General features: G+C 59.1%; 22 protein-coding genes. 11 read left to right on the top strand and 11 right to left on the bottom strand.

Annotation, left to right across the window (positions count from 1 at the left end; genetic code table 11):
• The first annotated feature begins 13 nt into the window (after positions 1 to 13).
• The 6 genes from cydX to AACT07_RS04175 all read left to right on the top strand — a co-directional run bounded on the left by cydX (position 14) and on the right by AACT07_RS04175 (position 3,769).
• A complete protein-coding gene (gene cydX / locus AACT07_RS04200; protein WP_005337572.1) occupies positions 14 to 124 on the top strand; it encodes a cytochrome bd-I oxidase subunit CydX in 111 nt (36 codons plus the stop codon).
• Positions 125 to 244: 120 nt separating this feature from the next.
• Positions 245 to 1,204, top strand: coding sequence for an MBL fold metallo-hydrolase (locus AACT07_RS04195; RefSeq protein WP_069526693.1), 960 nt, complete (start codon positions 245 to 247; stop codon positions 1,202 to 1,204).
• Complete coding sequence (locus tag AACT07_RS04190) at positions 1,197 to 1,532, top strand: hypothetical protein (protein WP_069526692.1); 336 nt, start codon at positions 1,197 to 1,199, stop codon at positions 1,530 to 1,532. The genes AACT07_RS04195 and AACT07_RS04190 overlap by 8 nt, the downstream gene beginning before the upstream one ends.
• Positions 1,520 to 2,377, top strand: a complete 858-nt coding sequence (locus AACT07_RS04185; protein WP_069526691.1) for a DUF692 domain-containing protein — start codon at positions 1,520 to 1,522, stop codon at positions 2,375 to 2,377. Before AACT07_RS04190 ends, AACT07_RS04185 begins: the two co-directional genes overlap by 13 nt.
• Complete coding sequence (locus AACT07_RS04180) at positions 2,370 to 3,164, top strand: HvfC/BufC family peptide modification chaperone (protein ID WP_069526690.1); 795 nt, start codon at positions 2,370 to 2,372, stop codon at positions 3,162 to 3,164. Before AACT07_RS04185 ends, AACT07_RS04180 begins: the two co-directional genes overlap by 8 nt.
• A complete protein-coding gene (locus tag AACT07_RS04175; RefSeq protein WP_005337566.1) occupies positions 3,161 to 3,769 on the top strand; it encodes an HvfX family Cu-binding RiPP maturation protein in 609 nt (202 codons plus the stop codon). The genes AACT07_RS04180 and AACT07_RS04175 overlap by 4 nt, the downstream gene beginning before the upstream one ends.
• A 98-nt stretch (positions 3,770 to 3,867) precedes the next feature.
• Here the strand turns inward: AACT07_RS04175 and AACT07_RS04170 are convergent, their stop codons facing one another.
• Both AACT07_RS04170 and AACT07_RS04165 read right to left on the bottom strand, forming a co-directional pair.
• Positions 3,868 to 4,539 carry an NAD(P)H-dependent oxidoreductase gene (locus AACT07_RS04170; protein ID WP_021230665.1) on the bottom strand — a complete coding sequence of 224 codons (672 nt, stop codon included), beginning with the start codon at positions 4,537 to 4,539 and terminating at the stop codon, positions 3,868 to 3,870.
• 155 nt (positions 4,540 to 4,694) lie between these two features.
• Positions 4,695 to 5,873 carry an MFS transporter gene (locus AACT07_RS04165; protein ID WP_069526689.1) on the bottom strand — a complete coding sequence of 393 codons (1,179 nt, stop codon included), beginning with the start codon at positions 5,871 to 5,873 and terminating at the stop codon, positions 4,695 to 4,697.
• Between the two features lie 351 nt (positions 5,874 to 6,224).
• Here AACT07_RS04165 and AACT07_RS04160 point away from each other — a divergent pair, with 351 nt between their 5' ends.
• A complete protein-coding gene (locus AACT07_RS04160; RefSeq protein ID WP_253182222.1) occupies positions 6,225 to 7,235 on the top strand; it encodes an HAD family hydrolase in 1,011 nt (336 codons plus the stop codon).
• 142 nt (positions 7,236 to 7,377) lie between these two features.
• Here AACT07_RS04160 and dkgB read toward each other — a convergent pair whose 3' ends face one another.
• The 5 genes from dkgB to AACT07_RS04135 form a co-directional block, all read right to left on the bottom strand.
• On the bottom strand, positions 7,378 to 8,181 hold the full coding sequence (gene dkgB / locus AACT07_RS04155; protein ID WP_069526687.1) for a 2,5-didehydrogluconate reductase DkgB: 804 nt from the start codon (positions 8,179 to 8,181) through the stop codon (positions 7,378 to 7,380).
• 65 nt (positions 8,182 to 8,246) lie between these two features.
• Positions 8,247 to 8,543: a putative quinol monooxygenase gene (locus AACT07_RS04150; protein ID WP_069526686.1), complete on the bottom strand. Its 297-nt coding sequence runs from the start codon at positions 8,541 to 8,543 to the stop codon at positions 8,247 to 8,249.
• Between the two features lie 200 nt (positions 8,544 to 8,743).
• Positions 8,744 to 9,334, bottom strand: a complete 591-nt coding sequence (locus AACT07_RS04145) for a HEPN domain-containing protein (protein WP_082044030.1) — start codon at positions 9,332 to 9,334, stop codon at positions 8,744 to 8,746.
• Between the two features lie 265 nt (positions 9,335 to 9,599).
• The gene (locus AACT07_RS04140) at positions 9,600 to 9,962 is read right to left on the bottom strand and encodes a VOC family protein (protein ID WP_069526685.1); all 363 of its coding nucleotides are present in this window, start codon (positions 9,960 to 9,962) and stop codon (positions 9,600 to 9,602) included.
• Positions 9,949 to 10,347 (bottom strand): DUF6404 family protein, encoded by a 399-nt coding sequence (locus AACT07_RS04135; protein WP_069526684.1) that lies wholly within the window; start codon positions 10,345 to 10,347, stop codon positions 9,949 to 9,951. The genes AACT07_RS04140 and AACT07_RS04135 overlap by 14 nt, the downstream gene beginning before the upstream one ends.
• A 195-nt stretch (positions 10,348 to 10,542) precedes the next feature.
• On the opposite strand from AACT07_RS04135, the gene AACT07_RS04130 reads away from it, so the two are divergent.
• The gene (locus tag AACT07_RS04130; RefSeq protein ID WP_069526683.1) at positions 10,543 to 11,445 is read left to right on the top strand and encodes a LysR substrate-binding domain-containing protein; all 903 of its coding nucleotides are present in this window, start codon (positions 10,543 to 10,545) and stop codon (positions 11,443 to 11,445) included.
• 171 nt (positions 11,446 to 11,616) lie between these two features.
• Here the strand turns inward: AACT07_RS04130 and AACT07_RS04125 are convergent, their stop codons facing one another.
• The 4 genes from AACT07_RS04125 to AACT07_RS04110 all read right to left on the bottom strand — a co-directional run bounded on the left by AACT07_RS04125 (position 11,617) and on the right by AACT07_RS04110 (position 16,650).
• On the bottom strand, positions 11,617 to 11,850 hold the full coding sequence (locus AACT07_RS04125) for a hypothetical protein (protein WP_019446771.1): 234 nt from the start codon (positions 11,848 to 11,850) through the stop codon (positions 11,617 to 11,619).
• Positions 11,851 to 12,043: 193 nt separating this feature from the next.
• Complete coding sequence (locus tag AACT07_RS04120; RefSeq protein WP_069526682.1) at positions 12,044 to 14,020, bottom strand: methyl-accepting chemotaxis protein; 1,977 nt, start codon at positions 14,018 to 14,020, stop codon at positions 12,044 to 12,046.
• A gap of 224 nt (positions 14,021 to 14,244) precedes the next feature.
• On the bottom strand, positions 14,245 to 15,747 hold the full coding sequence (gene glpK, locus AACT07_RS04115) for a glycerol kinase GlpK (protein ID WP_069526681.1): 1,503 nt from the start codon (positions 15,745 to 15,747) through the stop codon (positions 14,245 to 14,247).
• Between the two features lie 54 nt (positions 15,748 to 15,801).
• Entirely contained in the window at positions 15,802 to 16,650 is an 849-nt protein-coding gene (locus AACT07_RS04110; protein ID WP_069526680.1) for an MIP/aquaporin family protein, read from the bottom strand.
• Positions 16,651 to 17,139: 489 nt separating this feature from the next.
• Here AACT07_RS04110 and glpT point away from each other — a divergent pair, with 489 nt between their 5' ends.
• The 3 genes from glpT (at position 17,140) to glpD (ending at position 21,158) form a co-directional block, all read left to right on the top strand.
• On the top strand, positions 17,140 to 18,498 hold the full coding sequence (glpT, locus tag AACT07_RS04105) for a glycerol-3-phosphate transporter (RefSeq protein WP_005337540.1): 1,359 nt from the start codon (positions 17,140 to 17,142) through the stop codon (positions 18,496 to 18,498).
• 102 nt (positions 18,499 to 18,600) lie between these two features.
• Positions 18,601 to 19,359, top strand: coding sequence for a DeoR/GlpR family transcriptional regulator (locus tag AACT07_RS04100; RefSeq protein ID WP_005347045.1), 759 nt, complete (start codon positions 18,601 to 18,603; stop codon positions 19,357 to 19,359).
• A gap of 311 nt (positions 19,360 to 19,670) precedes the next feature.
• On the top strand, positions 19,671 to 21,158 hold the full coding sequence (gene glpD, locus AACT07_RS04095) for a glycerol-3-phosphate dehydrogenase (protein WP_069526679.1): 1,488 nt from the start codon (positions 19,671 to 19,673) through the stop codon (positions 21,156 to 21,158).
• Positions 21,159 to 21,169 lie beyond the last annotated feature (11 nt).

Below are 21,169 nucleotides of genomic sequence, written 5' to 3'. Positions count from 1 at the left end.
CAAGGGATCTGCTATGTGGTACTTCACCTGGATTTTGGGTCTCGGATTCGCCCTGCTGCTGGGCCTGTGCAACCTGCTCTGGCTGGAAGCGCGCTGGCAGGCGGACGAACGGGACGGCAACTGACGGCGGGGGTTCGCGCCCCGCCACGGCCGGTGGCTGGCGTTCACTCGTCGCCATCGGCCCCTCTCTCCCCCTCTTTAAACGACACACTTTCAACCGACAACCAACCGACAGGTAATCAATATGAAACAGACATTGAAAGCGGTGGCGCTGGCCATCGGGTGCGCGCTCACCGTCGCCCCGGCCTGTGCCGAACCGGTACAACTGACGCCACTGGATAAAACCTTCACCCTGCAGGTGCTCGGCAGTGGCGGCCCCATCTCCGACGACCTGCGTGCCTCCTCCAGCGAGGTGATCTGGTGGAAGGGGAAATCCCGCATCCTGATCGATGCCGGTGGCGGCGTCTACCTGCGCTTCGGCCAGGCGGGGGCCAAGCTCGAAGAGGTCGATTTTATCGGCATCACCCACTTTCACACCGACCATGTGACCGACCTGCCCGCCCTGCTCAAGGGAGCCTACTTCTTCGAGCGCAGCGATCCGCTGGATCTGGCGGGGCCAGAGGCCGGCTCGGCCTTCCCCAGCATGAGCGGCTACTTTGATGCCCTCTTCAACAAGGACAAGGGCGCTTATGCCTACCTGAGCGGCTTCAAGGATGGCACCGATGGCCTCTTCCCCATCACCTTGCACGATGTGCCCTACCAGAGCCCGCGGCCCCACACCGTCTATCAGCAGGATGGGCTGACCATCACGGCGCTCGGCATTCCTCACGGTGACGTGCCCTGTCTGGCCTATCGCATCGAGAGCGCCGAGGGAGCCATCGTTATCTCGGCGGATCAGAACGGCAGCAACCCGGCCTTTGTGCCGTTTGCCAAGGGGGCCGACATTCTGGTGATGCCGCTCGCCATCCACGAAGGGGCCGACCCTGTCTCCGCCTCGCTTCATGCCAAGCCATCTGTGGTGGCCAAAATTGCCGCCGAGGTAAACCCCAAGCTGCTGGTGCTCAACCACTGGATGGGGGTTGGCCTCAATCACAAGAAAGAGGCGATGGCCATCGTCAAACAGCAGTTCCACGGCCAGATCGTGGCCGCCCGCGATCTCTCCAGTTACCCCGTTTCATCCGTCAAGGAGTCCGCCCATGAGTAACTCAAGCAGCAACAAAACCACCGGCAAACTGACCCTCTCCATCGCCATGACCAGCCTGATTGCCCTGACACCGGGGCTGGCGCTGGCGGCCACCCCGAGCGATGCGCCGGTAAAAGCCGCCCCCAGCGAACAGCACGGCGGCAAGTGCGCGGCGGGCAAGTGCGGCACCGAGAAGCGCTTCGAAAAACAGGCTTTAGACAGCGATCCGCAGGGGCGGCTGGTGCGCGCCCGTGACGGCAAGTGTGGCGTGGCGGGAGAGGGGATTGATGGCGACAGATCCGGTTCCAACAACGGCAGCAAGATGACGGAGGGGGTATGCGGCCAATAAGCTCCCGCAGTCGGGGGATCGGGCTGCGGCAGGAGCATCTGGATGCGCTCTGCTCCGGCCCCGTCCGCCCCGGCATCGACTTTCTCGAGCTGGCGCCGGAGAACTGGATGGCCATCGGCGGCGCCAAGCGGGCGCAGCTGCATCAGCTGGCCGAGCGTTACCCGCTGGTGGCCCACGGCCTCAGCCTCTCCCTCGGCGATTGCCAGCCCCTCAATCGCACCCTGCTCAGCCAGATCCGCACCTTTCTGGACGAGTTCGGTATCGGGATCTACAGCGAGCACCTGAGCTTTTCCCGCGACCAGCAGGGTTATCTCTACGAGCTCTTACCGGTGCCGCGCCAGTGGGAGAACATTCCCTATCTGGCAGAGCGGATCGAGCAGGTGCAGGAGGCGCTGGCCCGCCCGCTGGTGCTGGAAAATATCTCCAACTACCACGGCTATGACCACGAGATGCCGGAGGAGGATTTTCTCGCCGAGCTGGTGGCGCGCAGCGGTTGCGAGCTGCTGCTCGATATCAACAACGTCTTTGTGAACAGCCGCAACCACGGTTACTGCCCCAAGCGGATGATCGCCGGGCTGCCGGGCAATGCGATCCGTTACTTCCATATCGCCGGTCATCTGGAAGAGGCGGACGGCACTTTATTGGATACCCATGGTAAACCGGTGTGCGAGGAGGTGGTGGCGCTGGCCCGTTATACGGTGCAGACCCACGGCCTGCGCCCCCTGCTGCTGGAGCGGGATCACCATCTGCCACCGCTGGCAGAGCTGGAGGCCGAGCTGGCGCGGGTGCACGGCGCCTGTTGCGAGGTGATCGACAGTCAGGTGGGGGAGGTGCGCTATGGATAGACGGTTAGCTCTGATCACTGCGCCCAAAACGGCGCCGCAGCGGATGCAGCAGCAGACCGCCTGGCTGGCGCGCCGGGTGCGGCTGCCGCAGGATGGCATCGCCAGCCACTATGCCCGCAGCGTGCGCGCCAATGTGGAGTCGGTGCTGGAGAGTACCTTTCCGCTCACCCACGCTCACTGGGCGCCGGTGGACAGGTGGCAGCTGGTGGAGGGCTTTGTCATCGCGCACGGCGCCGAGGCTCCCGAGTTTCACCATATCGCCACCGAGTTTGTCCGCTATGTGCAGCATCGCCACGGTCAGGGCTCTCTCAACTGGCCCAGGCAGCGGTTGGCGCTGCTGGAGTACGAGTGGGCCTGCCTCTGTGTCGAGATTGACCAAGGGGTGGTGCTGCAAGTGTTGCCGGGGGAGGAGGTGACGGCGGAGAGTTCGTTTGTGCTCAATCCCACCCTGCAACTGCTTGAGCTCCCCTTTGCCATTCGTCGCAGCGGCGTGGTGCCGACCCGGCAGGGCAACCACTTCTATGGCCTGTTTCGCAGTCCGGATCATCAGGTAGTGACCCAGCGGTTGCGCGAATGGGACATGGCGCTGATCCAGCTGCTGCAACAGCAGCCGGGGATCACCCAAGCCGTGTTCCAGCAACAGCTGCAACAGGTTCGCAGCGACTTTGATCTGATCGAGTGGGCGCGCCATTTTCACCGGCTGGGTCTGTTGACCTTGCCCGTCGGTGAGCGTCAGCCTGGCACTCCCTTGCCCTCATTTAGCAAACACCAAGGAGAATTCCCATGAACAACACCCTGATCCAGTGGTACGAGCGGGCGGTGGCCCAGTGCAAGCGGCTCGATTTTCTGGCCCTGCTGGCCATTCGCCTCTATCTCATTCCGGTCATCTATGTGGGGGCCCACTCCAAGGTGATGGGCTTTGCCGGCACGGTCGCCTGGTTTGGGGCCCCGGTCTCGGAAGGGGGGCTCAACCTGCCGTTCCCGACCCTGCTCGCCTTTCTGGCGGCGGGCACCGAGGTGCTGGGCTGCATCTGCATCGCCCTTGGCCTCTTTACCCGCATCATGGCCATTCCCACCATCTTTCTGATGAGCGTGGCAAGCGCCATGGTGCACTGGAAGCACGGCTGGGATGCCATCGCCACCGGCAGCATGGAGGCCACTGTGCGCCTCAACGGCTTTATCGAGTGGCTGGCCGCCAACTTCCCCGGTCGCTACAACTACATCACCGAGCTCGGGGATCCCGTGATGCTCAACAACGGGATGGAGTTTGCCGCCACCTACTTCGTGATGCTGCTGGTGCTGCTGGTTTACGGCGGGGGTCGCTATGTCAGCCTCGACTACTGGCTCAAACGGGCGGTGACCGGCAAAGCAGGCGTGCAACAGGCGGCATAAGGCTTGCCCACGGATAACAAAAACCATAACGACAGAGCGTGAAAAACAGCGAGCGGCCGGGGGCCGCTCGCTGTTTTTCTGTTTTGGGGGGGCAGCTGTTACTGGTAGCGGCCTACTGCGATGGGGGACTCCTGCTCAATCTGGCCAAGGCGCTCGGCCCACTGGGCGAGCCAGGCTTCCCGCTCTTCTTGCGAGACCCGCACCGGGGCATAGCAGATATGGGGGCGCAGCACGTCGAAGCCGACAAATTGCAGGATCCCGCGCTGGATGGGGCGCAGCACCCCGTCGATATCGCCGTTGAAGCCGTCGGGCAGATAGGTCTCGGCAGGGCCGCCGGTGGTGAGGCTCAGCAATGCCCGCTTGCCGCGAAACTTGCCGCTCTCGTAGATATGGCCCTGACCATAAACCCGCCCCATGGCAAAGACCCGATCCACCCACCCCTTCAGAATGGCGGGCAGGCCAAACCACCAGAGCGGAAACTGGAAGATCAGCAGATCGGCCGCCTCCAGCTTTTGCATCTCCTGTTCCAACTGCGGGGCAAAGCTGTCCTGCTCGGTGGCAGCCAGCTCTTCAAGCTGCAGCTTGAGAAAATCGGGATCGCTGGCGGCGGTGAAGTTGCGCCGATCCGAGACGGGATCAAAGCCCATGGCATAGAGATCGCTGGTCATCACTGTGTGACCCGCCTGCTCCAGCGCCCTGATGGCGTGGCAGAAGAGGGCACCGTTGAAACTTTTGGGTTCGGGATGGGCATAGACAATAAGCACCTTCATAACAGACTCCGTGGCAAATGATGCGAGGATGACAGGCTTGGTTAATGAAACCGTTGCTGAAATGGTTGCCGGGTTGGCGCTGTGTCACAGCATAGAAGCCTGCCGCACCGATTGCAGCAGGCGCCACGCCCTTGCGTGACGCCTGCTGGCGCAGCTTATGCCTGACAGGCGGCGAGCCGGAGGGCTTCGCGGCGCTCGCTGACATGGGTCAGTCCGTAGGCCAGCAGCACGATAAGGGCACCGATCCAGGGGGTGTGCATCAGGCCGAGGTGCTCTACCACCAAGCCACCAACCACGGAGCCGAGCGCAATGCCGACGTTGAAGGCGGCGATATTGAGGCCCGATGCCACATCCACCGCCTTGGGGGTGTGCAGTTCGGCCTGCTTCACCACCAGTACTTGCAGACCCGGCACGTTGCCGAAGGCAAAGGCGCCCCACACCAGCACGGTGAGCACCGCCAGCACCGGATGGGGGGCGGTGAAGGTGAGGGTCAGCAGCACCAGCGCCAGACCGGCAAACAGCAACTTGAGCGCCGGCAGGGGGCCCATCTTGTCGGCCAGCTTGCCACCCCAGATATTGCCGACGGCGACCGATACCCCGTAGACCAGCAGGATCAGGCTCACCGCACCGGCGCTAAAGCCGCTCACCTGCTGCAGGATGGGGGCGAGGAAGGTAAAAGCGGTGAAGGCGCCGCCATAACCGAGGGCGGTTTTGGCGTAGACCAGCAGCAGCGGCTTTTTGGTCAGTACCGAAAGCTGCTCGCGGATGGTCGAGGCTGCCCCCTTGGGCAGGTTGCCCGGGATCAGCAGCAGGCTGCCCACCATGGCGACGAGGCCGAGCAGGCTTACCACCAGAAAGGTTTCACGCCAGCCAAAGACCTGACCAATCCAGGTGCCGAGCGGTACGCCGGTCACCAGCGCCACGGTGAGGCCGCTGAACATGATGGCGATGGCGCTCGCCGCCTTCTCTTTGGCCACAAGACCTGTGGCGATGGTGCTGCCCACCGAGAAGAAGACTCCGTGCGCCAATCCGGTGAGGATGCGGGCCACAATCAGGCTCTCGTAACCGGGGGCCTGCCAGGCCAGCAGGTTGCCGGCGGTAAAGAGCGCCATCAGCCCTACCAGCAGCCACTTGCGCGGCACCTTGCCGGTGAGCGCCGTGAGCACGGGGGCGCCGATGGCTACGCCAAGGGCATAGAGGCTGACCAGCAGGCCCGCCGAGGGGAGCGAGACATTGAGCTGCTCGGCGATGGTAGGGATGAGCCCCACGATCACAAATTCGGTGGTGCCTATCGCAAAGGCACTCAGGGTAAGGGCAAATAACGCCAGTGGCATAACAACTCCTTGGTTAGGGACTCCCGACGGGAGAATGGCGCCAGTATGCCGATGGGTTTTGTTGGCAAAAATGACGGTGACAGCAAATTACTTTTGCCAAATCAGCAGCAATGGCGATGAGTGGGAGGAGATTGTGTTGCCCGCGGCGTGAGCGCAACGCAGTGATCTGCCTCGCAGAACGGTATGAACGCTGCTCTTTTGCTGAGCTTGCTTAAGCTCCAGTACAAGCTGGCCGCCATAGGATTTTCCCTGTGAAACCCTCGTGTGTTGAACCCATGCGCGCCGGTGTTGTGATGGCCGTGCGCTTTCATCTACAGGCAATAGACAGGCAATATCCAGCTGACAGGTAACATGATGACATTGAACCGACTCTCCTCTCTTTTGCTGCTGTGCGGTGCCTTTGCGGTACAGGCCGGCCAGAGCGATCCCCTCTCTGCCTGGAATGACACGGCGGCCAAGCAGGCGATCACCCGCTGGGTGACCAATGCCACCGATCAGCAGCAGGCCACTTTTATTCCGCCAGAGAAGCGTCATGTGGTGTTTGACAATGACGGCACCCTCTGGCCGGAAGTGCCCATGACCTATCAGCTGCAGTTTGCGATGGACGAGATCAAGCGCCTGGCGCCGGAACACCCGGAGTGGAAGGCCGACCCCATCGTCACGGCAGTGCTGAACAACGACCTCAAGGCCGTGGCCAAATCGGGGGAGAAGGGGCTCGCCAAGCTGGTGGGACTGACCCACAGCGGCATGACCACCACCGAGTTTGCCGAGCGGGTCACTCGCTGGGTCAACAGCAGCAAGGATCCCCGTTTTGGCTGCCACTACGATCAGCTCGGTTACCTGCCGATGAAGCAGCTGCTGGGGTATCTGCGGGATAATGGCTTCCAGACCTGGATTGTCTCCGGCGGCGGCGTCGATTTTATGCGGGTGATGTCCGAGCAGATGTATGGCATCCCGCCCCAGCAGGTGATTGGCTCCTTTACCCTCGGCGAGTTTGCCCTGACCGGGGAGAGCAGCGAGATCCGCAAGACCATGAACGGCGCCTATTTCGATGACAGCAAGGCGAAACCGGCCGCCATTCACCTCTTTATGGGGCAGCGTCCGGTCGGCGCTTTTGGTAACAGCGATGGCGACGTGCCCATGCTGCAATACACCTCGACCAACCCGGATTACCACACCTTCGGCCTGCTGGTGCACCACACCGATGCCAAGCGCGAATACGCCTATGACAGTCATCCACCAGCCAGCGGCAAGCTGATCGACGGGCTGGCACAGGCAAAAGCTCGGGGCTGGGTGGTGGTCGATATGAAATCAGACTGGAAGCAAGTGTTCGATCCCGCCCTTTGCCAGAACGCGCCCTGATTGCGGGGCTGCATCTGGCATCAATATGGCGGCTGGACGTTCAGCAAGCGCTGCAAAGCGTGAGGCAAGAAAAGAGACAGGGAGAGCATGATGCTCTCCCTGTTTTATCTGGCTGGTCGGCAGAACCTGCCCTTTTTTCGCGTTAGTCCCATGCGGGGGCAAAGTCGGGATTGGCGCAGCGCTCGCCCCGATCCAGCGTGGCGATGGCGGCCATCTCCTCGCTGCTCAAGGTGATATCGAGAGCGGCCAGATTGGCGGCCTGATTCTCCCGTTTGGTGGAGCTCGGGATCACTGTCATGTCCTGCGCCAGCAGCCAGGCCAGCGACACCTGCGCCGCCGATACCCCGTGGCGCTGGCCAATCTCCATCAGCAGCGGCTCGCTCAGCACCTTGCCATAGGCGAGCGGCATATAGGCGGTGACGGCGATACCCTGGGCCTTGCAGAACTCGACCACCTTGCGGTTTTGCAGCAAGGGATGAACTTCGATTTGCTGGTGAGCGATGGCCCCAGGCCCCAAAATCTCGATAGCTTGTTTGAGCTGGGCCACGGTGAAGTTGGAGACCCCGATCTCCCGGGTCAGGCCCCGGGCCTTAGCCTCTGCCAACTGCTCCAGATAGACTGCCATCGGCACCTCATCCTTGGGGGAGGGCCAGTGGATCAGCGCCAGATCCAGATAGTCAGTGCCCAGTTTTTCCTGGCTCACCTCAAGGCTCGGGATCAGCTTGCCCGGGCCAAACTCGCTGGTCCACACCTTGGTGGTCAGGTAGATCTCGTGGCGGGCAACAGTGCTGCGGGTCAGCACGGCGCCGACCTCGGCTTCATTGTCATAGATCTGGGCGGTATCGATATGGCGATAGCCCAGCTCCAGACCGTTGGTCAGGGTGGCAAGCAGCGGCTCGCCTTTCAGGCGGAAAGTGCCCAGACCCATGGGTGGCATATTGATCATCTTGTTCCTCAATGGGGTGGTGGTTGGCCCTTGATGGGCTAAGTGGAAAGTGGCTCAGAGGCCAGTCAGGCGCCCAGCGGCTGATAGCGGCGAATGGTGCTGCTGGCAAACCAAGGCTCGGCCTTGGCGACAAATTCGGTAAAGTGGGGCTGACCCTGATGGGCGGTGAGGGCCGCTTCGCTCTCCCACACCTCGTAGAGCATCCAGCTGTTTGGATTGTCCAAGTCCTGATGCAACTGATAGCGCTGGCAGCCCGCCTCTTGCAAGGTGGCCGCAATCAGCGGCTCAAGGGCGGCGCGAAACTGGGGGGCGAATTCGGGTTTGGCTTCAAGCTGGGCAATCACAATCACGGGTGATGACATCTGAACCTCCTTGGCAAAAACGAAGGGTCAGTATGCCTGCCGTGCCTTGCTGGAAACAGGGTGCTGGTCGCAAAACAGTATTGAGGGGAGAGCAGCAATGGGAACCAATAAATGACACCGACAAAGTCGGTGTCAAGTGATAGTTAGATTTGCGTAGTTAGTATGGAATCGCCAAGATACAGCACTATTTTTTCAGTTGTTTAGCTTGATATCTGATGTTGTCTCTCAAAAACAGAAGCATGGTGCTGATCTATCTTTTCATTGACATAGTTGTCGGTGGCCTTCACCAAGTCTTTTATAAATCTGATTACTTTTTCAAGTTCGTCACGTTTAATCAAATGAGCTGATGGAATTCCTGAGTTTATAGGTTTTGAGCGATGGGCAGCATCCCCACGCTTCTTAATCCATTGATTCAATGTTGATCTGGCTTTATCTGGCTCGTAATTTGACCACCGCCACCCTTCAGTGACATCAAACCCTAAATAGTCTTGAAAAATTCGTTTTGTTTTATCGGAGCTAGGGTTGTGGAATGTTTTCAAATCTGTATGAAGTTTTTTTAATATAAAATCACCAAGATAGCTACCTTGAACAATCGCAAGCTTTTTATGCATTTCTTCGACAACACGATCTTCTACATAGGTTTCCCATGCAGTGAGTGCCATTACAAGTCCTGCTCGTTTTAGTACTTCGCTGTTTGGTGGAGGTGGGTTTGCATTTACACTATCAAAATGGGCTAATAACTCTTCAGCATCCTTTATTGCGTATTCAAATCCTTGAATGGCTTTTGACATAATCCCTTCCAGATAAAACGGTATTTAAATATTGTATGGTTGGTATTAAATGTATGGATATGAAAAACATATATACAAGAGCAGCATCATGCTAATAACAGACATTAGCATTGAATGCTGATGATACTTCATTGTGTCCAAAAAATTGCATCGGCAAGATCACAAAACAAGTTATTCATTAGTATTTTTAGATATTTGTAAGAGATCACGGCTGATTATGGATATTGTTTGGGCGCATCGTGTGGATGATTCTCCCAGTAACCCATCACGCACAGGCCGGTTCAGCCCAGACTGCAAACTCATTACCGCTGGGCTCAACGAAGTGGAAACGGCGGCCACCGGGGAAGTCGAATAGTGGGCGACTGATGGTGCCACCGTGTTGGCTCACCTTGGCTTGAGTTGCTTCAATATCGGCGCTGTAGAACACCAGCAGGGCGCCGCCCTGAGCTGTCTGGCTGCACTGATCCGCCCGATAGAATCCGCCATCCAGCCCCTCATCGGCAAAGGCGCAGTAGTCGGAGCCGTAATCGACAAATTGCCAGCCAAATACGGCCTGAAAGAATGCCTTGGTCGCGGCGAGATCCTTGGCCGCAAACTCCACATAGTTCAATTTCTCATGGGCTTTCATTCAGTTCGTCTCCCTCATCATCAGCATCGCTGGGCTTAGCAAGTTGTTCCCACGGGGTCAGTTTAAGCTGCTTGCGCCGTAGCCAGAGCCAAGATGCCATGATCAGGCCGAAGAATCCCGCAAACAGGGCTGTTTGGCGCAGAGCAAACAGTGGATCTATCCCCATGGGGTGCCAACTGAAAAACCACATCGCCATGCCCCATACCAGACCAATGCCTACCCCGAATACCAGAACATTGGTTAGCCAGCCCTCATAGTGAGGCGGTTTAACTGGATAACCGAACCTGCGCAGCAGCCTCCACAGCGGGGGATTGTAGTTGGCGTGCCATACCCCTTTGCTTGCCAGTTCCTGATGGGCGGCGGCCAGCCGTTCTTCAAATGTCATAGTATTCATCCTTGTGAAACAAGTGGTGCCATACGGTGCTTTTCAGGCTGCATTGTACTGACAAATCGCGGGCATGATGTGGGCTCGCGGTCACGTTCTTTCTCTGTAGAAAAAAAGAACTGGCCTCACCGCACGCTTGCCAATCCACAGCGGCTGCGCCTATAAAGGCCCATTACTCTTGTCCGGATAACAGCAATGAAGACCCATTCTGATGAACTGACCCTGTTTGTGGCGGTGGTGGAGGCGGGCAGTTTTCGCCAGGCGGCGGAGAACCTCGGTATGGACAACTCGGTGGTGAGCCGTGGCATCAAGCGGCTGGAGGAGAAGCTTTCCACCGTGCTGCTCAATCGCACCACCCGCCGAGTCAGTCTGACCGAGGAGGGGAGCTGGTTCTATCAGCGGGCGGTGAAGATCCTGACCGAGATGAGCGAGGCGGAGGGGCATCTGCTGATGCGCCGGGAACAACCCGAAGGGGTGTTGAGAGTCGATGCGGCCACCCCCTTTATTCTGCACCGGCTGGTGCCGATCATCGGCGAGTTTCGCCGCCGCTACCCTGCTATCGAGTTGCAGCTGCATAGTTCGGAGGGCTTTATCAATCTGATGGAGCGGCGGGTGGACATGGCCATCCGCATCGGCGAGCTGACCGACTCCTCCCTGCGCGCGCTGCCGCTGGGCCGTTCGCGGTTGCGGCTGCTGGCCTCTCCTGCTTACTTGAGCGAGCGCGGCACCCCACGTCAACCGGCGGATCTGTTGAGCGGTCACGAGCTGCTCGGTTTTTTGCATCCCGATCACCTCAACCACTGGCCGCTGCTCAGTGCCGAGCAGGGGGATCGCTTTGCCATCACCCCCAGCCTGCGTGCCAGCAGCGGTGAAACCTTGCGTCAGCTGGCGCTGGCGGGGCAGGGGATCGTCTGTCTGTCGGATTTCATGACCGGGCCGGATCGGGAGAGTGGCGCGCTGGTGGAGGTGCTGTCCCGCAGCAACAGCGGCGCCTCGCGCCCCATCAATGCGGTCTTCTACTCCGATGCCCAGCGGGATATCCGACTGCGGGTCTGGCTCGATTTTCTTAAAGAGCAGCTGGGCAGCCATACCCTGTAGTTCAGGTTGGTTTGTGCGGTTTGTTTGAACGGTTCGTCGCTGCGGTTTGCTTAACGAAAAACAAGCCGCGCCTTCGTTGCGGCCCATCAGCATTAGCTTGGCGGCAGATAAACAGACGGCCGACTTGAGGGTCGGCCGCCGGTTCGGGAAGGTGTGTGAGGTGAAGCGCAGTTAGCGGGGCAGTTTGCCCCATACCCGGCTGAGCAGGGCGCCGCCGATCACCGGCGGAATGGCCAGCAGCAGGGTCCACTGCCAGGAGAGGCCGCCGACGGTGGCGGCCAGTACGATGCAGGTGAGCACCACCAGTTGGGCCACCATCATCAGGAAGGTGCCTTCGCGGGGGGTCAGTGTCTCTTTTTGAGTGGCGACGTGGGCTACGGGCGCTTGATTGGTGGTCGGTTTCATGGCGATATCCCTCTGTTGAGTCTGATGTCACTAAGCAATGGCTGTTCCACATTTTTTCATGTTAATTATCAATGGCTTGCTGTCTTGTTCGTTATTCCCGTTTCGAGAGGGCAGGCAAAATGATTTGCAAAATGAAAACGCCACCCTGCGGTGGCGTTTTGGTTATTGAGAGGGAGAGGGGGAAGCGCCGGGTCTAGCCAATCCGGTATTGGCGGATCTGCTCGTCGATGGCCTTGGCCAGTTCGAACAGTTCGCGGCTGGCGGCATTACTCTCCTGCGCGTGTTCCCGCTGGTGTTCGGCCACCATGGCCAACTCATCGAGCGCCGTTCTGGCTTGCCCCATTTGTTGATTCTGCGCCTGCGCCAGCGCACTGATCTCGTTGATCTCGAGGGCGGTCTGGTTGATCTGGCTGGTGGCATCAACCAGCACCTCTCTGGCCTGATTCATCCGGTTGTATCCCTCTTCGCTCAGGTTGCGGGAGTCTGCCATCGAGCTGCTGGCCTGCCGGGTTCCCTCCTGCAGGCGCAAGATGAGATCCTGCACATCCTTGGTGGCGGTCTGGGTACGCACCGCCAGCTGGCGTACCTCGTCGGCCACCACCGCAAAGCCCCGTCCCATATCCCCCGCCCGGGCCGCTTCGATGGCTGCATTGAGGGCGAGCAGGTTGGTCTGGTTTGAGACATCGCGGATGAGGTTCATGATCTGGGTGATGTTGTTGCTGTCTTTCACCACCTCATCGAGCAGGGCCGAGGAGCTGCCGATGCTGCTGCGCAAGCTGTCGAGTTGCGCGGCGCTCTGGGTCACATCCTGCTCGATGCTGAGCATATGGTTGGCGATGCGTTGGGTTACGTCGTTGACTCCTTCAGAGCGGCTGGCGATCTGCTCGGCGTTGTCGCCGATGGTGGTGACCACAGTGGTCAGCTCCTGAATGCTCTGGGCCTGCTGGCACGCTTCTCCTGCCAGTGCCTGGGCCTGCTGCATGGATTGGGACGACTGCGCGGAGAGGGCGCTGCCTGACTGCTGGAAGCGGGAGAAGCTCTGGTTCAGGCTCTGGATCAGCTGATTGAAACTCTGGGCCATCATGCCCAGCTCCGACTCGTCAGAGAAATCGAGACGGGTCGCCAGATCCCGATCGGCGGTGATGTGATGCATGCCATCGGCTGCCTGACGAATGGGGCGACTGATGGAGTGAGCCAGCCAGGCGGATGCCAGCATGGCGATCCCGCCGATGGCGAGCGAGACCATGATGATGAGCTGGCGGGATTCCTGCAGGCCCTCTTCCAGCTCGGCGCTGTTGATCTCGCCAATCAGCAGCCGGTTGAGGGTGGGGATGTAACGCACCGCGATGAGGTAGGTTTGCCCCTCCAGTGTTAGCGCCTCTACGGCCACCTGTTCCCGGGCATTGGGAATAAGCCGCTTGACGGTATCGAGGAAGGATTGCTGGTGGTGGGCGGCGCCTTCCACCTCCTGCTCGGGGTGGATCTCGATATTGCCCTCCATGTCCGCCAGATAGACCTGACCGCTCTTGCCGATCCGGTAGCCGCTGATGAGTTTGCTCAGGGCGCTCATGTCGATGGAGGTGCCTGCCACTGCCAGGGTCTTGCCCTCGTGGGTGACGGCGGTGTTGATATAGAGGGAGGCGCGCTTGTCAAAATCCGAGATGTCGAGGTTCAGCTCATAGGGTTTGCTGCGTTTGAGAAAGCCGAAAAACCACCCATCTTTCGGATCTGATTCGCTCAGCGATTTCTGGGCGGTGGGGCCGCCGCTGAAGTTGATCAGGGTGCTGCTCTGGCGGGGTGCGATAAAGACGTTGCCGCCGATCCGCCGTTGCAGATCCTGAAAGTAGCGCTCCATGGCGGGCCACTCTTGCTCTGGCATGCCTGCGGTCAGCCAGTCGATGACAAAACGGTTGCTGGCCAGCGCCTGCGCCTCGGTCAGGTGCTGGATAAGCTGCGCTGTCAGCTGGTTGGCAATGCGATCCACGCTGCTTGGCAGCTCGTAGCGTTCGACCCGCTGCTGGGCCTGACTGTGGGATATCTGCTCGAGGATCAAGGTGATGCAGCTGATGGCGATGGCCATCAGTATCGCCACGCCAGCGAGGATCCGGGTGCGGATCCCGAGCCCTGACCAGAGTGAGTGCAGTGTAAAACGGTGTATCGCCCTCTCCATATCGCTCTCCTCATAAATAAGGTCGCATATGCGACCCAGATGATAATTATAGATAGAGAACTCAATTGCGTTGTGACGGATGGTAACAACAGAGGACGGCAGAAAAAGGGAGGGAGCAATGAGCGGGAAGGGGGCTGATACCGGCAAGGGAAAGCATAAAAAGAGAGGCCGACATTGCGGTCGGCCTCTCTGGTGTTTATCTCAACGGAATGTCGGGTGCCCGATCAATCCTCTTCAGCCCAACGGCGTGAACGCTCAACCGCTTTCTGCCAGCCGCTGTAACGTTTGGCGCGATCGTCTCTGTCCATTTGCGGGATGAACTCGCGGTCCACGCTGAATTTGTCTTCCAGCTCGTCCGAGCTCTTCCAGAAGCCGACTGCCAGACCAGCCAGGAAGGCGGCGCCCATGGCGGTAGTCTCGATGCGGGTCGGACGTACCACCGGGGTGTGCATCATGTCAGCCTGGAACTGCATCAGGAAGTCGTTGGCTACGGCGCCGCCGTCTACCTTGAGGGCTGCCAGCTTGATGCCGGAGTCCTGCTGCATCGCATCCAGCACATCGCGGCTCTGATAGGCGATGGATTCCAGCGCAGCACGGATGATGTGGTTGCGGTTGGCACCACGGGTCAGACCGACCATGGTGCCGCGAGCATACGGATCCCAGTAGGGCGCACCCAGACCGACGAAGGCCGGTACCAGATAGACACCGTTGGTGTCACCCACCTTGGAGGCGAAGTAGTCGGTATCGCGGGCATCGTGGATGATCTTCAGCTCGTCACGCAGCCACTGGATGGTGGCGCCGCCCATAAACACCGCACCTTCCAGCGCGTAGTTCACTTCCCCTTTCGGGCCGATGGCAACGGTAGTCAGCAGGCCGTTGTTGGAGCGAACCGGCTCGGTGCCGGTGTTCATCAGCATGAAGCAGCCGGTGCCGTAGGTGTTCTTGGCCATCCCTTTTTCAAAGCAGAGCTGGCCGAACAGGGCAGACTGCTGGTCACCGGCAATACCGGCGATGGGGATGCGGGAGCCGCCACCACGGGTGGTGTAGCCGTACACTTCTGAAGAGGGTTTCACTTCCGGCAGCATGGACATGGGGATGCCCAGCTCGTCCAGCATCTTCTCGTCCCACTTCAGCTCGCGGATGTTGTAGAGCATGGTACGGGAGGCGTTGGTCGGGTCGGTGACGTGCACTTCGCCATTGGTCATCTTCCAGACCAGCCAGGTGTCGATGGTGCCGAACAGCAGCTCACCGTTCATCGCCTTCTCGCGGGCACCTTCCACGTTGTCGAGGATCCACTTCACCTTGGTACCGGAGAAGTAGGCATCCAGCACCAGACCTGTGTTCTCACGAACGTACTCTTCCAGACCGCGAGCTTTGAGCTCTTCGCAGATGGCGGCGGTGCGGCGGCACTGCCAGACGATGGCGTTGTAGATGGGCTTGCCGGTGGCCTTTTCCCAGACAACGGTGGTTTCACGCTGGTTGGTGATACCGATGGCGGCGATCTCTTCGCTGCGCAGGCCGGTCTTGGCCAGCACTTCGGTAAAGACGGAGGATTGGGTCGCCCAGATCTCCATCGGGTCGTGCTCTACCCAGCCCGCTTTCGGGTAGTGCTGGGTGAATTCGCGCTGGGAGGTACCGACAATGTTGGCATCCTGATCAAACACGATGGCGCGGGAAGAGGTGGTTCCCTGGTCCAGAGCGACGACATATTTCTTTTCAGCAGACATGATGTTCTCCACGTTTCTATTTTCCACGTTTTTATACGTTGGAGGGGGCCGCTCTTATGCGGCAGCCTCTTCTTTGGCGGTTTGAGTCGCTTGCTCGGTGGTGACGACACGGTTGCCCGGGACGCAGGGAGCCAGCACTTTGACATATAGAGCGGTACCAATCTGGGCGCCAACGATGGGGCCAAGGATCGGAACCCAGAAGTAGGGGTTGTCACGACCACCGGTCAGGGCAACATCACCCCAGCCAGCAAAGAACGCGAACAGTTTCGGACCAAAGTCACGGGCCGGGTTCATGGCAAAACCGGTTAACGGGCCAAGGGAGGCACCGATCACTGCGATCAGGATACCGATCAGCAGAGCGGCGGCGAAACCTTTGGGAGCGCCGTTGTTGTTGTCACCCAGCGCCATGATGCCCAGCATCAGGACGGCGGTGATCACCAGCTCGACGGCAAAAGCTTGCATATTGGTCAGCAGGGCATTGGGATAGGTGGAGAAGATCCCGGCGGTGCCGAGGCTCTCGATGCTGCCGCGCACCACGTTATGGGTCACTTCCCACTGGGTGAAAAGGTTACCATAAAGGAAATAGACAAGGGCCGCGAAGCAGAAGGCACCGGCCATCTGGGCGATGATGTAGGGCACCACCTTGCGCTTGTCGAACCCGCAGAAGGTCATCAGCGCCAGGGTTACAGCCGGGTTCAGGTGGGCACCTGAAATACCGCCGGTCACATAGATGGCGATGGCCACACCCAGACCCCAGGTAATGGAGATTTCCCACTGCCCGAAGTTGGCGCCTGCCAGCACCAGTGCCGCCACACATCCGACGCCGAAAAATATCAGCAGGCCGGTTCCGATAAACTCGGCGATGCACTCGCCAAGCAGGGTATTGGGTCTTTGTATGCTCATACTTTTGTTCCTTATATCCACCCGTAGAGGTTTGATGTTCCGTTTTATCTTTTTGTGTCTATCCGTTGCCGCCGAAAACGTTTCCTTGTTGTTTTTGCGTCTTGCGCAAACGTTATGCTCGTTTGCGCTCGTTATCGGTCGTGACAGAAAATAACCCTTCCCAATAATTTCACCATCCCCCCTCCATAGGAAATGTGGACAAGATCCCACTCATTGCTAAGAAAATGTGACGTAAAGCATCTTGATAACCGCCAGTTACCACTTAGGGGGTAGCTTGCAACCCTTGCCACACAAGGGCTGGCGCTTGCTGAGTGATTTCTCATTTGGAGCTTTTATTTGTAATAAAACTGCAATATTTGAGCATGCATCACAGATTAAATGAGCGCATATGAGCACAATAGGCTCGCTTGCGAATCAGCGGACTCACATGATTCGTCGGAATGGTCAGGGCATCCTCAACCGCCCATAACAACAATAAGGAAGCAGAACATGCTTAGTCTCTTCAGGCCTGCGGCGCACATCGACAGGCTCCCGGCTGACAAGGTCGACCCCTTCTACAAACGCATGCGTTGGCAGGTGTTTTTCGGGATCTTCTTCGGTTACGCCGGCTACTATCTGGTACGGAAAAACTTCAGTCTGGCGATGCCCTATCTGATCGAGCAGGGCTTCTCCCGTGGTGATCTCGGTTTCGCGCTCTCCGGGGTCTCTATCGCTTACGGTTTGTCCAAGTTCCTGATGGGGAACGTCTCTGACCGTTCCAACGCCCGTTACTTCCTCTCCGCCGGTCTGCTGCTCTCGGCTGCCATCATGTTCATGATGGGTACCATGCACTGGGCCACCTCCAGCATTGCCATCATGTTTGTGCTGTTGTTCCTGAACGGTTGGGCACAGGGCATGGGCTGGCCGCCCTGCGGTCGCACCATGGTGCACTGGTGGTCACAGAAAGAGCGCGGCGAAGTGGTTGCGGTCTGGAACGTGGCGCACAACGTGGGTGGCGGCATGATTGGCCCGCTGTTTATCCTCGGGATGGGCTGGTTCAACGACTGGCGCAGCGCCTTTTATGTGCCTGCGGCAGCGGCGGCGGCCATCGCGGTGATCGCCTTCTTCGTGATGCGTGATACCCCGCAATCGGTCGGTCTGCCTCCCATCGAGGAGTACAAGAACGACTATCCGAAGGATTACAACGAGAGCCACGAGCAGGAGTTCTCCGCCAAGGAGATCTTCGTCAAGTACGTGCTGCACAACAAACTGCTGTGGTACATCGCGATCGCCAACGCTTTCGTTTACCTCATTCGTTACGGTGTGCTGGACTGGGCGCCAACCTACCTGAAAGAGGCCAAGCACTTCACCGTCGACAACTCCTCCTGGGCTTACTTCCTCTACGAGTGGGCCGGTATTCCGGGCACCCTGCTGTGTGGCTGGATCTCTGACAAGATGTTCCAGGGCCGCCGTGCCCCGGCCGGTATCCTGTTCATGGTGCTGGTGACCCTGGCTGTACTGGTTTACTGGTTCAACCCGGCCGGCAACCCGACCATCGACATGATGGCGCTGGTGGCGATCGGCTTCCTGATCTACGGCCCTGTCATGCTGATCGGCCTCTATGCTCTTGAGCTGGCACCGAAGAAAGCAGCCGGTACTGCGGCAGGTTTCACCGGTCTGTTCGGTTATCTGGGCGGCGCCGTGGCAGCCAACGCCATGCTGGGTTATACCGTTGACCACTTCGGTTGGGATGGCGGCTTCATGGTGCTGACCGTCTCCTGTGTGCTCTCCATCATCCTGCTGGCGATGACCCTCAAGCATGAGAACATTGCCGTTGCGGCCAAGAAAGCGGCTGCCCATAAGGCATAAAACGTGATCCTCAGCTTATTGATCCCAAAGGGGATCAGGTAAACTGCCAAAAGGCCCCGCATCTGCCGGGGCCTTTTTTTGTCTCATCATCGGAGTGCAAGCGTGAAGCAAACCCAACGACATCTGGAGATCCTGGACGTCCTGACGCGGCAGGGATTTGTCTCGACCGACGATCTGGTGACCCACTTTGACGTCAGCCCCCAGACCATTCGCCGGGATCTGAACGATCTCGCCGAACAGAACAAGATCCGGCGCCATCACGGCGGTGCCTCCCTGCATTCGAGTACCGTCAATACCGCCTACAGCGCCCGTAAAGTGATGCAACTCAAGGAGAAAGAACGCATCGCCCGCGAGGTCGCGGCCAATATTCCCGACGGCTCATCGCTCTTTATCGACATAGGCACCACCACCGAGGCGATTGCCCGCGCCCTGCTCGATCACCGCGAGCTGCGCATCGTCACCAACAACCTCAACGTGGCCAGCATCCTGACGGCCAAGGATGACTTCACCGTCATCATTGCCGGCGGCGAGATCCGCAACCGCGATGGCGGCATCGTGGGGGAGGCGACCCGCGACTTTATCGGTCAGTTTCGCATGGACTATGGTGTCATCGGGATTTCGGGGATCGACAACGACGGCTCCCTGCTCGATTTCGACTATCACGAGGTGAAGATTGCCCAGGCCATCATCGCCCACTCCCGTCAGGTGTTCCTGGCCGCCGACCACACCAAGTTCGGTCGCAATGCCATGGTCAATCTGGGCAATCTCAGCCAGATCCACGCCCTCTTTACCGATCAGGAGCCACCGGAAAAGCTGACGCGATTGATGGCGCAACACCAGATCGCTTGCCACATCTGCTGACGGCGAAACACGCCAAGGCTGTGCCGGTCGCCCGTCAGGGCGGCCTCCTTTCTCTCCCCCATCCCTGCACCCATCTCACCCCTTTATAGGTATTGCCAAAACCACTATTCAATCTGGTTTTTTTGGCTAGTAACCCGCCGATGTTGGCCCGACGCCATTTGCTCAGCTGACCTGTCCTCTTTGCCACCTCTGGCGGGCTGTGGCGATCACACTTTCATCATAAAATGTTCGTTTGTTGTATTTTCATGTTCTAAAATGAGCGAAATCAAACATTGCTGTTATAGCAATCATAAAAATGAAAGTAGGTGAACATGAGCGAACATTATGATCTGGTCGTCGTCGGTGGCGGCATCAACGGGGTCGGCATCGCAGCCGATGCGGCAGGGCGGGGCCTGAAAGTTGCCCTGTTTGAGGCGCAAGATCTCGCCTCTGCCACCTCTTCCAACTCCAGCAAGCTGATCCACGGTGGTCTGCGCTATCTCGAACATTACGAATTCCGGCTGGTGAAAGAGGCGCTGGCGGAGCGGGAGGTGCTGCTCGGCATGGCGCCCCATATCGCTCGGCCGATGCGTTTTCGTCTTCCGCACCGCCCGCATCTGCGTCCGGCCTGGATGATCCGCGCCGGTCTGTTCCTCTATGACAATCTGGCCAAGCGCGACAAGCTAAAGGGGAGCTGTGGCGTGCGCTTCCTGCCGCAAGATGGGTTGACCGCAGGGATCAACAAAGGGTTTGAATACTCGGATGCCTGGGTCGACGATGCCCGGTTGGTGGTGCTCAATGCCATGATGGCCCGTGACAAGGGGGCCGATGTGCAGACCCGCACTCGCTGCATCAAGGCGGTGCGTGGATCCAAACACTGGACGCTTACTTTGGAGCGGGAAGGGGGCGAGCAGTTCACCGTCACCTGCCGTGGTTTGGTCAATGCGGCGGGCCCCTGGGTCAAGACCTTCTACGACGAGAGCCTGCACGAGAAATCCCCCCGCGGCATTCGCCTTATTAAAGGCAGCCACATGATAGTGCCGCGCATCCATGAGCGCGAAGAGGCCTATATCCTGCAAAACGAAGATAACCGTATCGTCTTCGTCATCCCTTATCAGCAGGACTACTCCCTTATCGGCACCACCGATGTGGAGCACCACGGCAGCCCGCGGGAAGCGAAGATCAGCGAGGCCGAAATTACCTACCTGTGCAAGGTGGTCAACGCTCACTTCACTCGCCAAATTGCGCCGCAAGATGTGATCTGGACCTATGCCGGGGTGCGTCCGCTCTGTGATGACGAGTCAGATTCACCGCAGGCGGTGACCCGTGACTACACCCTCGAACTTTCTGGCGAGTCTGACGATGCGCCGCTTTTGTCGGTGTTTGGCGGCAAGCTCACCACCTATCGCAAGCTGGCGCAGGCCGCCTGCAACAAGCTCAAGCCCTGGTTTAGCCAGATGGGGGATGACTGGACTGCGACCAGCCGGCTGCCCGGCGGCGAGTTTGACTGCTCGGTACGCGAGCTGGCCCGCGCCTTTGCGCTGGAGTTTGACTGGCTCGATGATCGCAGCGCCCTGCGCATTGCCGAAGCTTATGGCGCCCATGCCCGTCTCTGGCTGAAAGAGGATCGCGGCATTCACTTCGGTGGTGGCCTCTACGAGTCGGAAGTGCGTTATCTCATCGAGCGGGAGTGGGCTTGTTCACTGGACGATATCCTCTGGCGCCGCAGCAAGCTGGGGCTGCGCCTGAACGATTCAGAGCAGCAGATGCTGCAGATCTGGCTTGACCAATACCATCAGGCTCTGCGCAAGGCGAGCTGATGCGTGACGGT

It is taken from the genome of Aeromonas sp. ANP5, from assembly GCF_963870295.1.
GTDB classification, from domain to species: domain Bacteria; phylum Pseudomonadota; class Gammaproteobacteria; order Enterobacterales; family Aeromonadaceae; genus Aeromonas; species Aeromonas veronii.
Note: the sequence above shows the minus strand (reverse complement) of the source record. Positions and strands in the feature narration are given on the sequence as shown.

Coding starts and splice junctions, on each gene's coding strand:
- cydX (WP_005337572.1), top strand. CDS start 14: ATGTGGTACTTCACCTGGATTTTGGGTCTCGGATTCGCCCTGCTGCTG.
- AACT07_RS04195 (WP_069526693.1), top strand. CDS start 245: ATGAAACAGACATTGAAAGCGGTGGCGCTGGCCATCGGGTGCGCGCTC.
- AACT07_RS04190 (WP_069526692.1), top strand. CDS start 1,197: ATGAGTAACTCAAGCAGCAACAAAACCACCGGCAAACTGACCCTCTCC.
- AACT07_RS04185 (WP_069526691.1), top strand. CDS start 1,520: ATGCGGCCAATAAGCTCCCGCAGTCGGGGGATCGGGCTGCGGCAGGAG.
- AACT07_RS04180 (WP_069526690.1), top strand. CDS start 2,370: ATGGATAGACGGTTAGCTCTGATCACTGCGCCCAAAACGGCGCCGCAG.
- AACT07_RS04175 (WP_005337566.1), top strand. CDS start 3,161: ATGAACAACACCCTGATCCAGTGGTACGAGCGGGCGGTGGCCCAGTGC.
- AACT07_RS04170 (WP_021230665.1), bottom strand. CDS start 4,539: ATGAAGGTGCTTATTGTCTATGCCCATCCCGAACCCAAAAGTTTCAAC.
- AACT07_RS04165 (WP_069526689.1), bottom strand. CDS start 5,873: ATGCCACTGGCGTTATTTGCCCTTACCCTGAGTGCCTTTGCGATAGGC.
- AACT07_RS04160 (WP_253182222.1), top strand. CDS start 6,225: ATGATGACATTGAACCGACTCTCCTCTCTTTTGCTGCTGTGCGGTGCC.
- dkgB (WP_069526687.1), bottom strand. CDS start 8,181: ATGATCAATATGCCACCCATGGGTCTGGGCACTTTCCGCCTGAAAGGC.
- AACT07_RS04150 (WP_069526686.1), bottom strand. CDS start 8,543: ATGTCATCACCCGTGATTGTGATTGCCCAGCTTGAAGCCAAACCCGAA.
- AACT07_RS04145 (WP_082044030.1), bottom strand. CDS start 9,334: ATGTCAAAAGCCATTCAAGGATTTGAATACGCAATAAAGGATGCTGAA.
- AACT07_RS04140 (WP_069526685.1), bottom strand. CDS start 9,962: ATGAAAGCCCATGAGAAATTGAACTATGTGGAGTTTGCGGCCAAGGAT.
- AACT07_RS04135 (WP_069526684.1), bottom strand. CDS start 10,347: ATGACATTTGAAGAACGGCTGGCCGCCGCCCATCAGGAACTGGCAAGC.
- AACT07_RS04130 (WP_069526683.1), top strand. CDS start 10,543: ATGAAGACCCATTCTGATGAACTGACCCTGTTTGTGGCGGTGGTGGAG.
- AACT07_RS04125 (WP_019446771.1), bottom strand. CDS start 11,850: ATGAAACCGACCACCAATCAAGCGCCCGTAGCCCACGTCGCCACTCAA.
- AACT07_RS04120 (WP_069526682.1), bottom strand. CDS start 14,020: ATGGAGAGGGCGATACACCGTTTTACACTGCACTCACTCTGGTCAGGG.
- glpK (WP_069526681.1), bottom strand. CDS start 15,747: ATGTCTGCTGAAAAGAAATATGTCGTCGCTCTGGACCAGGGAACCACC.
- AACT07_RS04110 (WP_069526680.1), bottom strand. CDS start 16,650: ATGAGCATACAAAGACCCAATACCCTGCTTGGCGAGTGCATCGCCGAG.
- glpT (WP_005337540.1), top strand. CDS start 17,140: ATGCTTAGTCTCTTCAGGCCTGCGGCGCACATCGACAGGCTCCCGGCT.
- glpD (WP_069526679.1), top strand. CDS start 19,671: ATGAGCGAACATTATGATCTGGTCGTCGTCGGTGGCGGCATCAACGGG.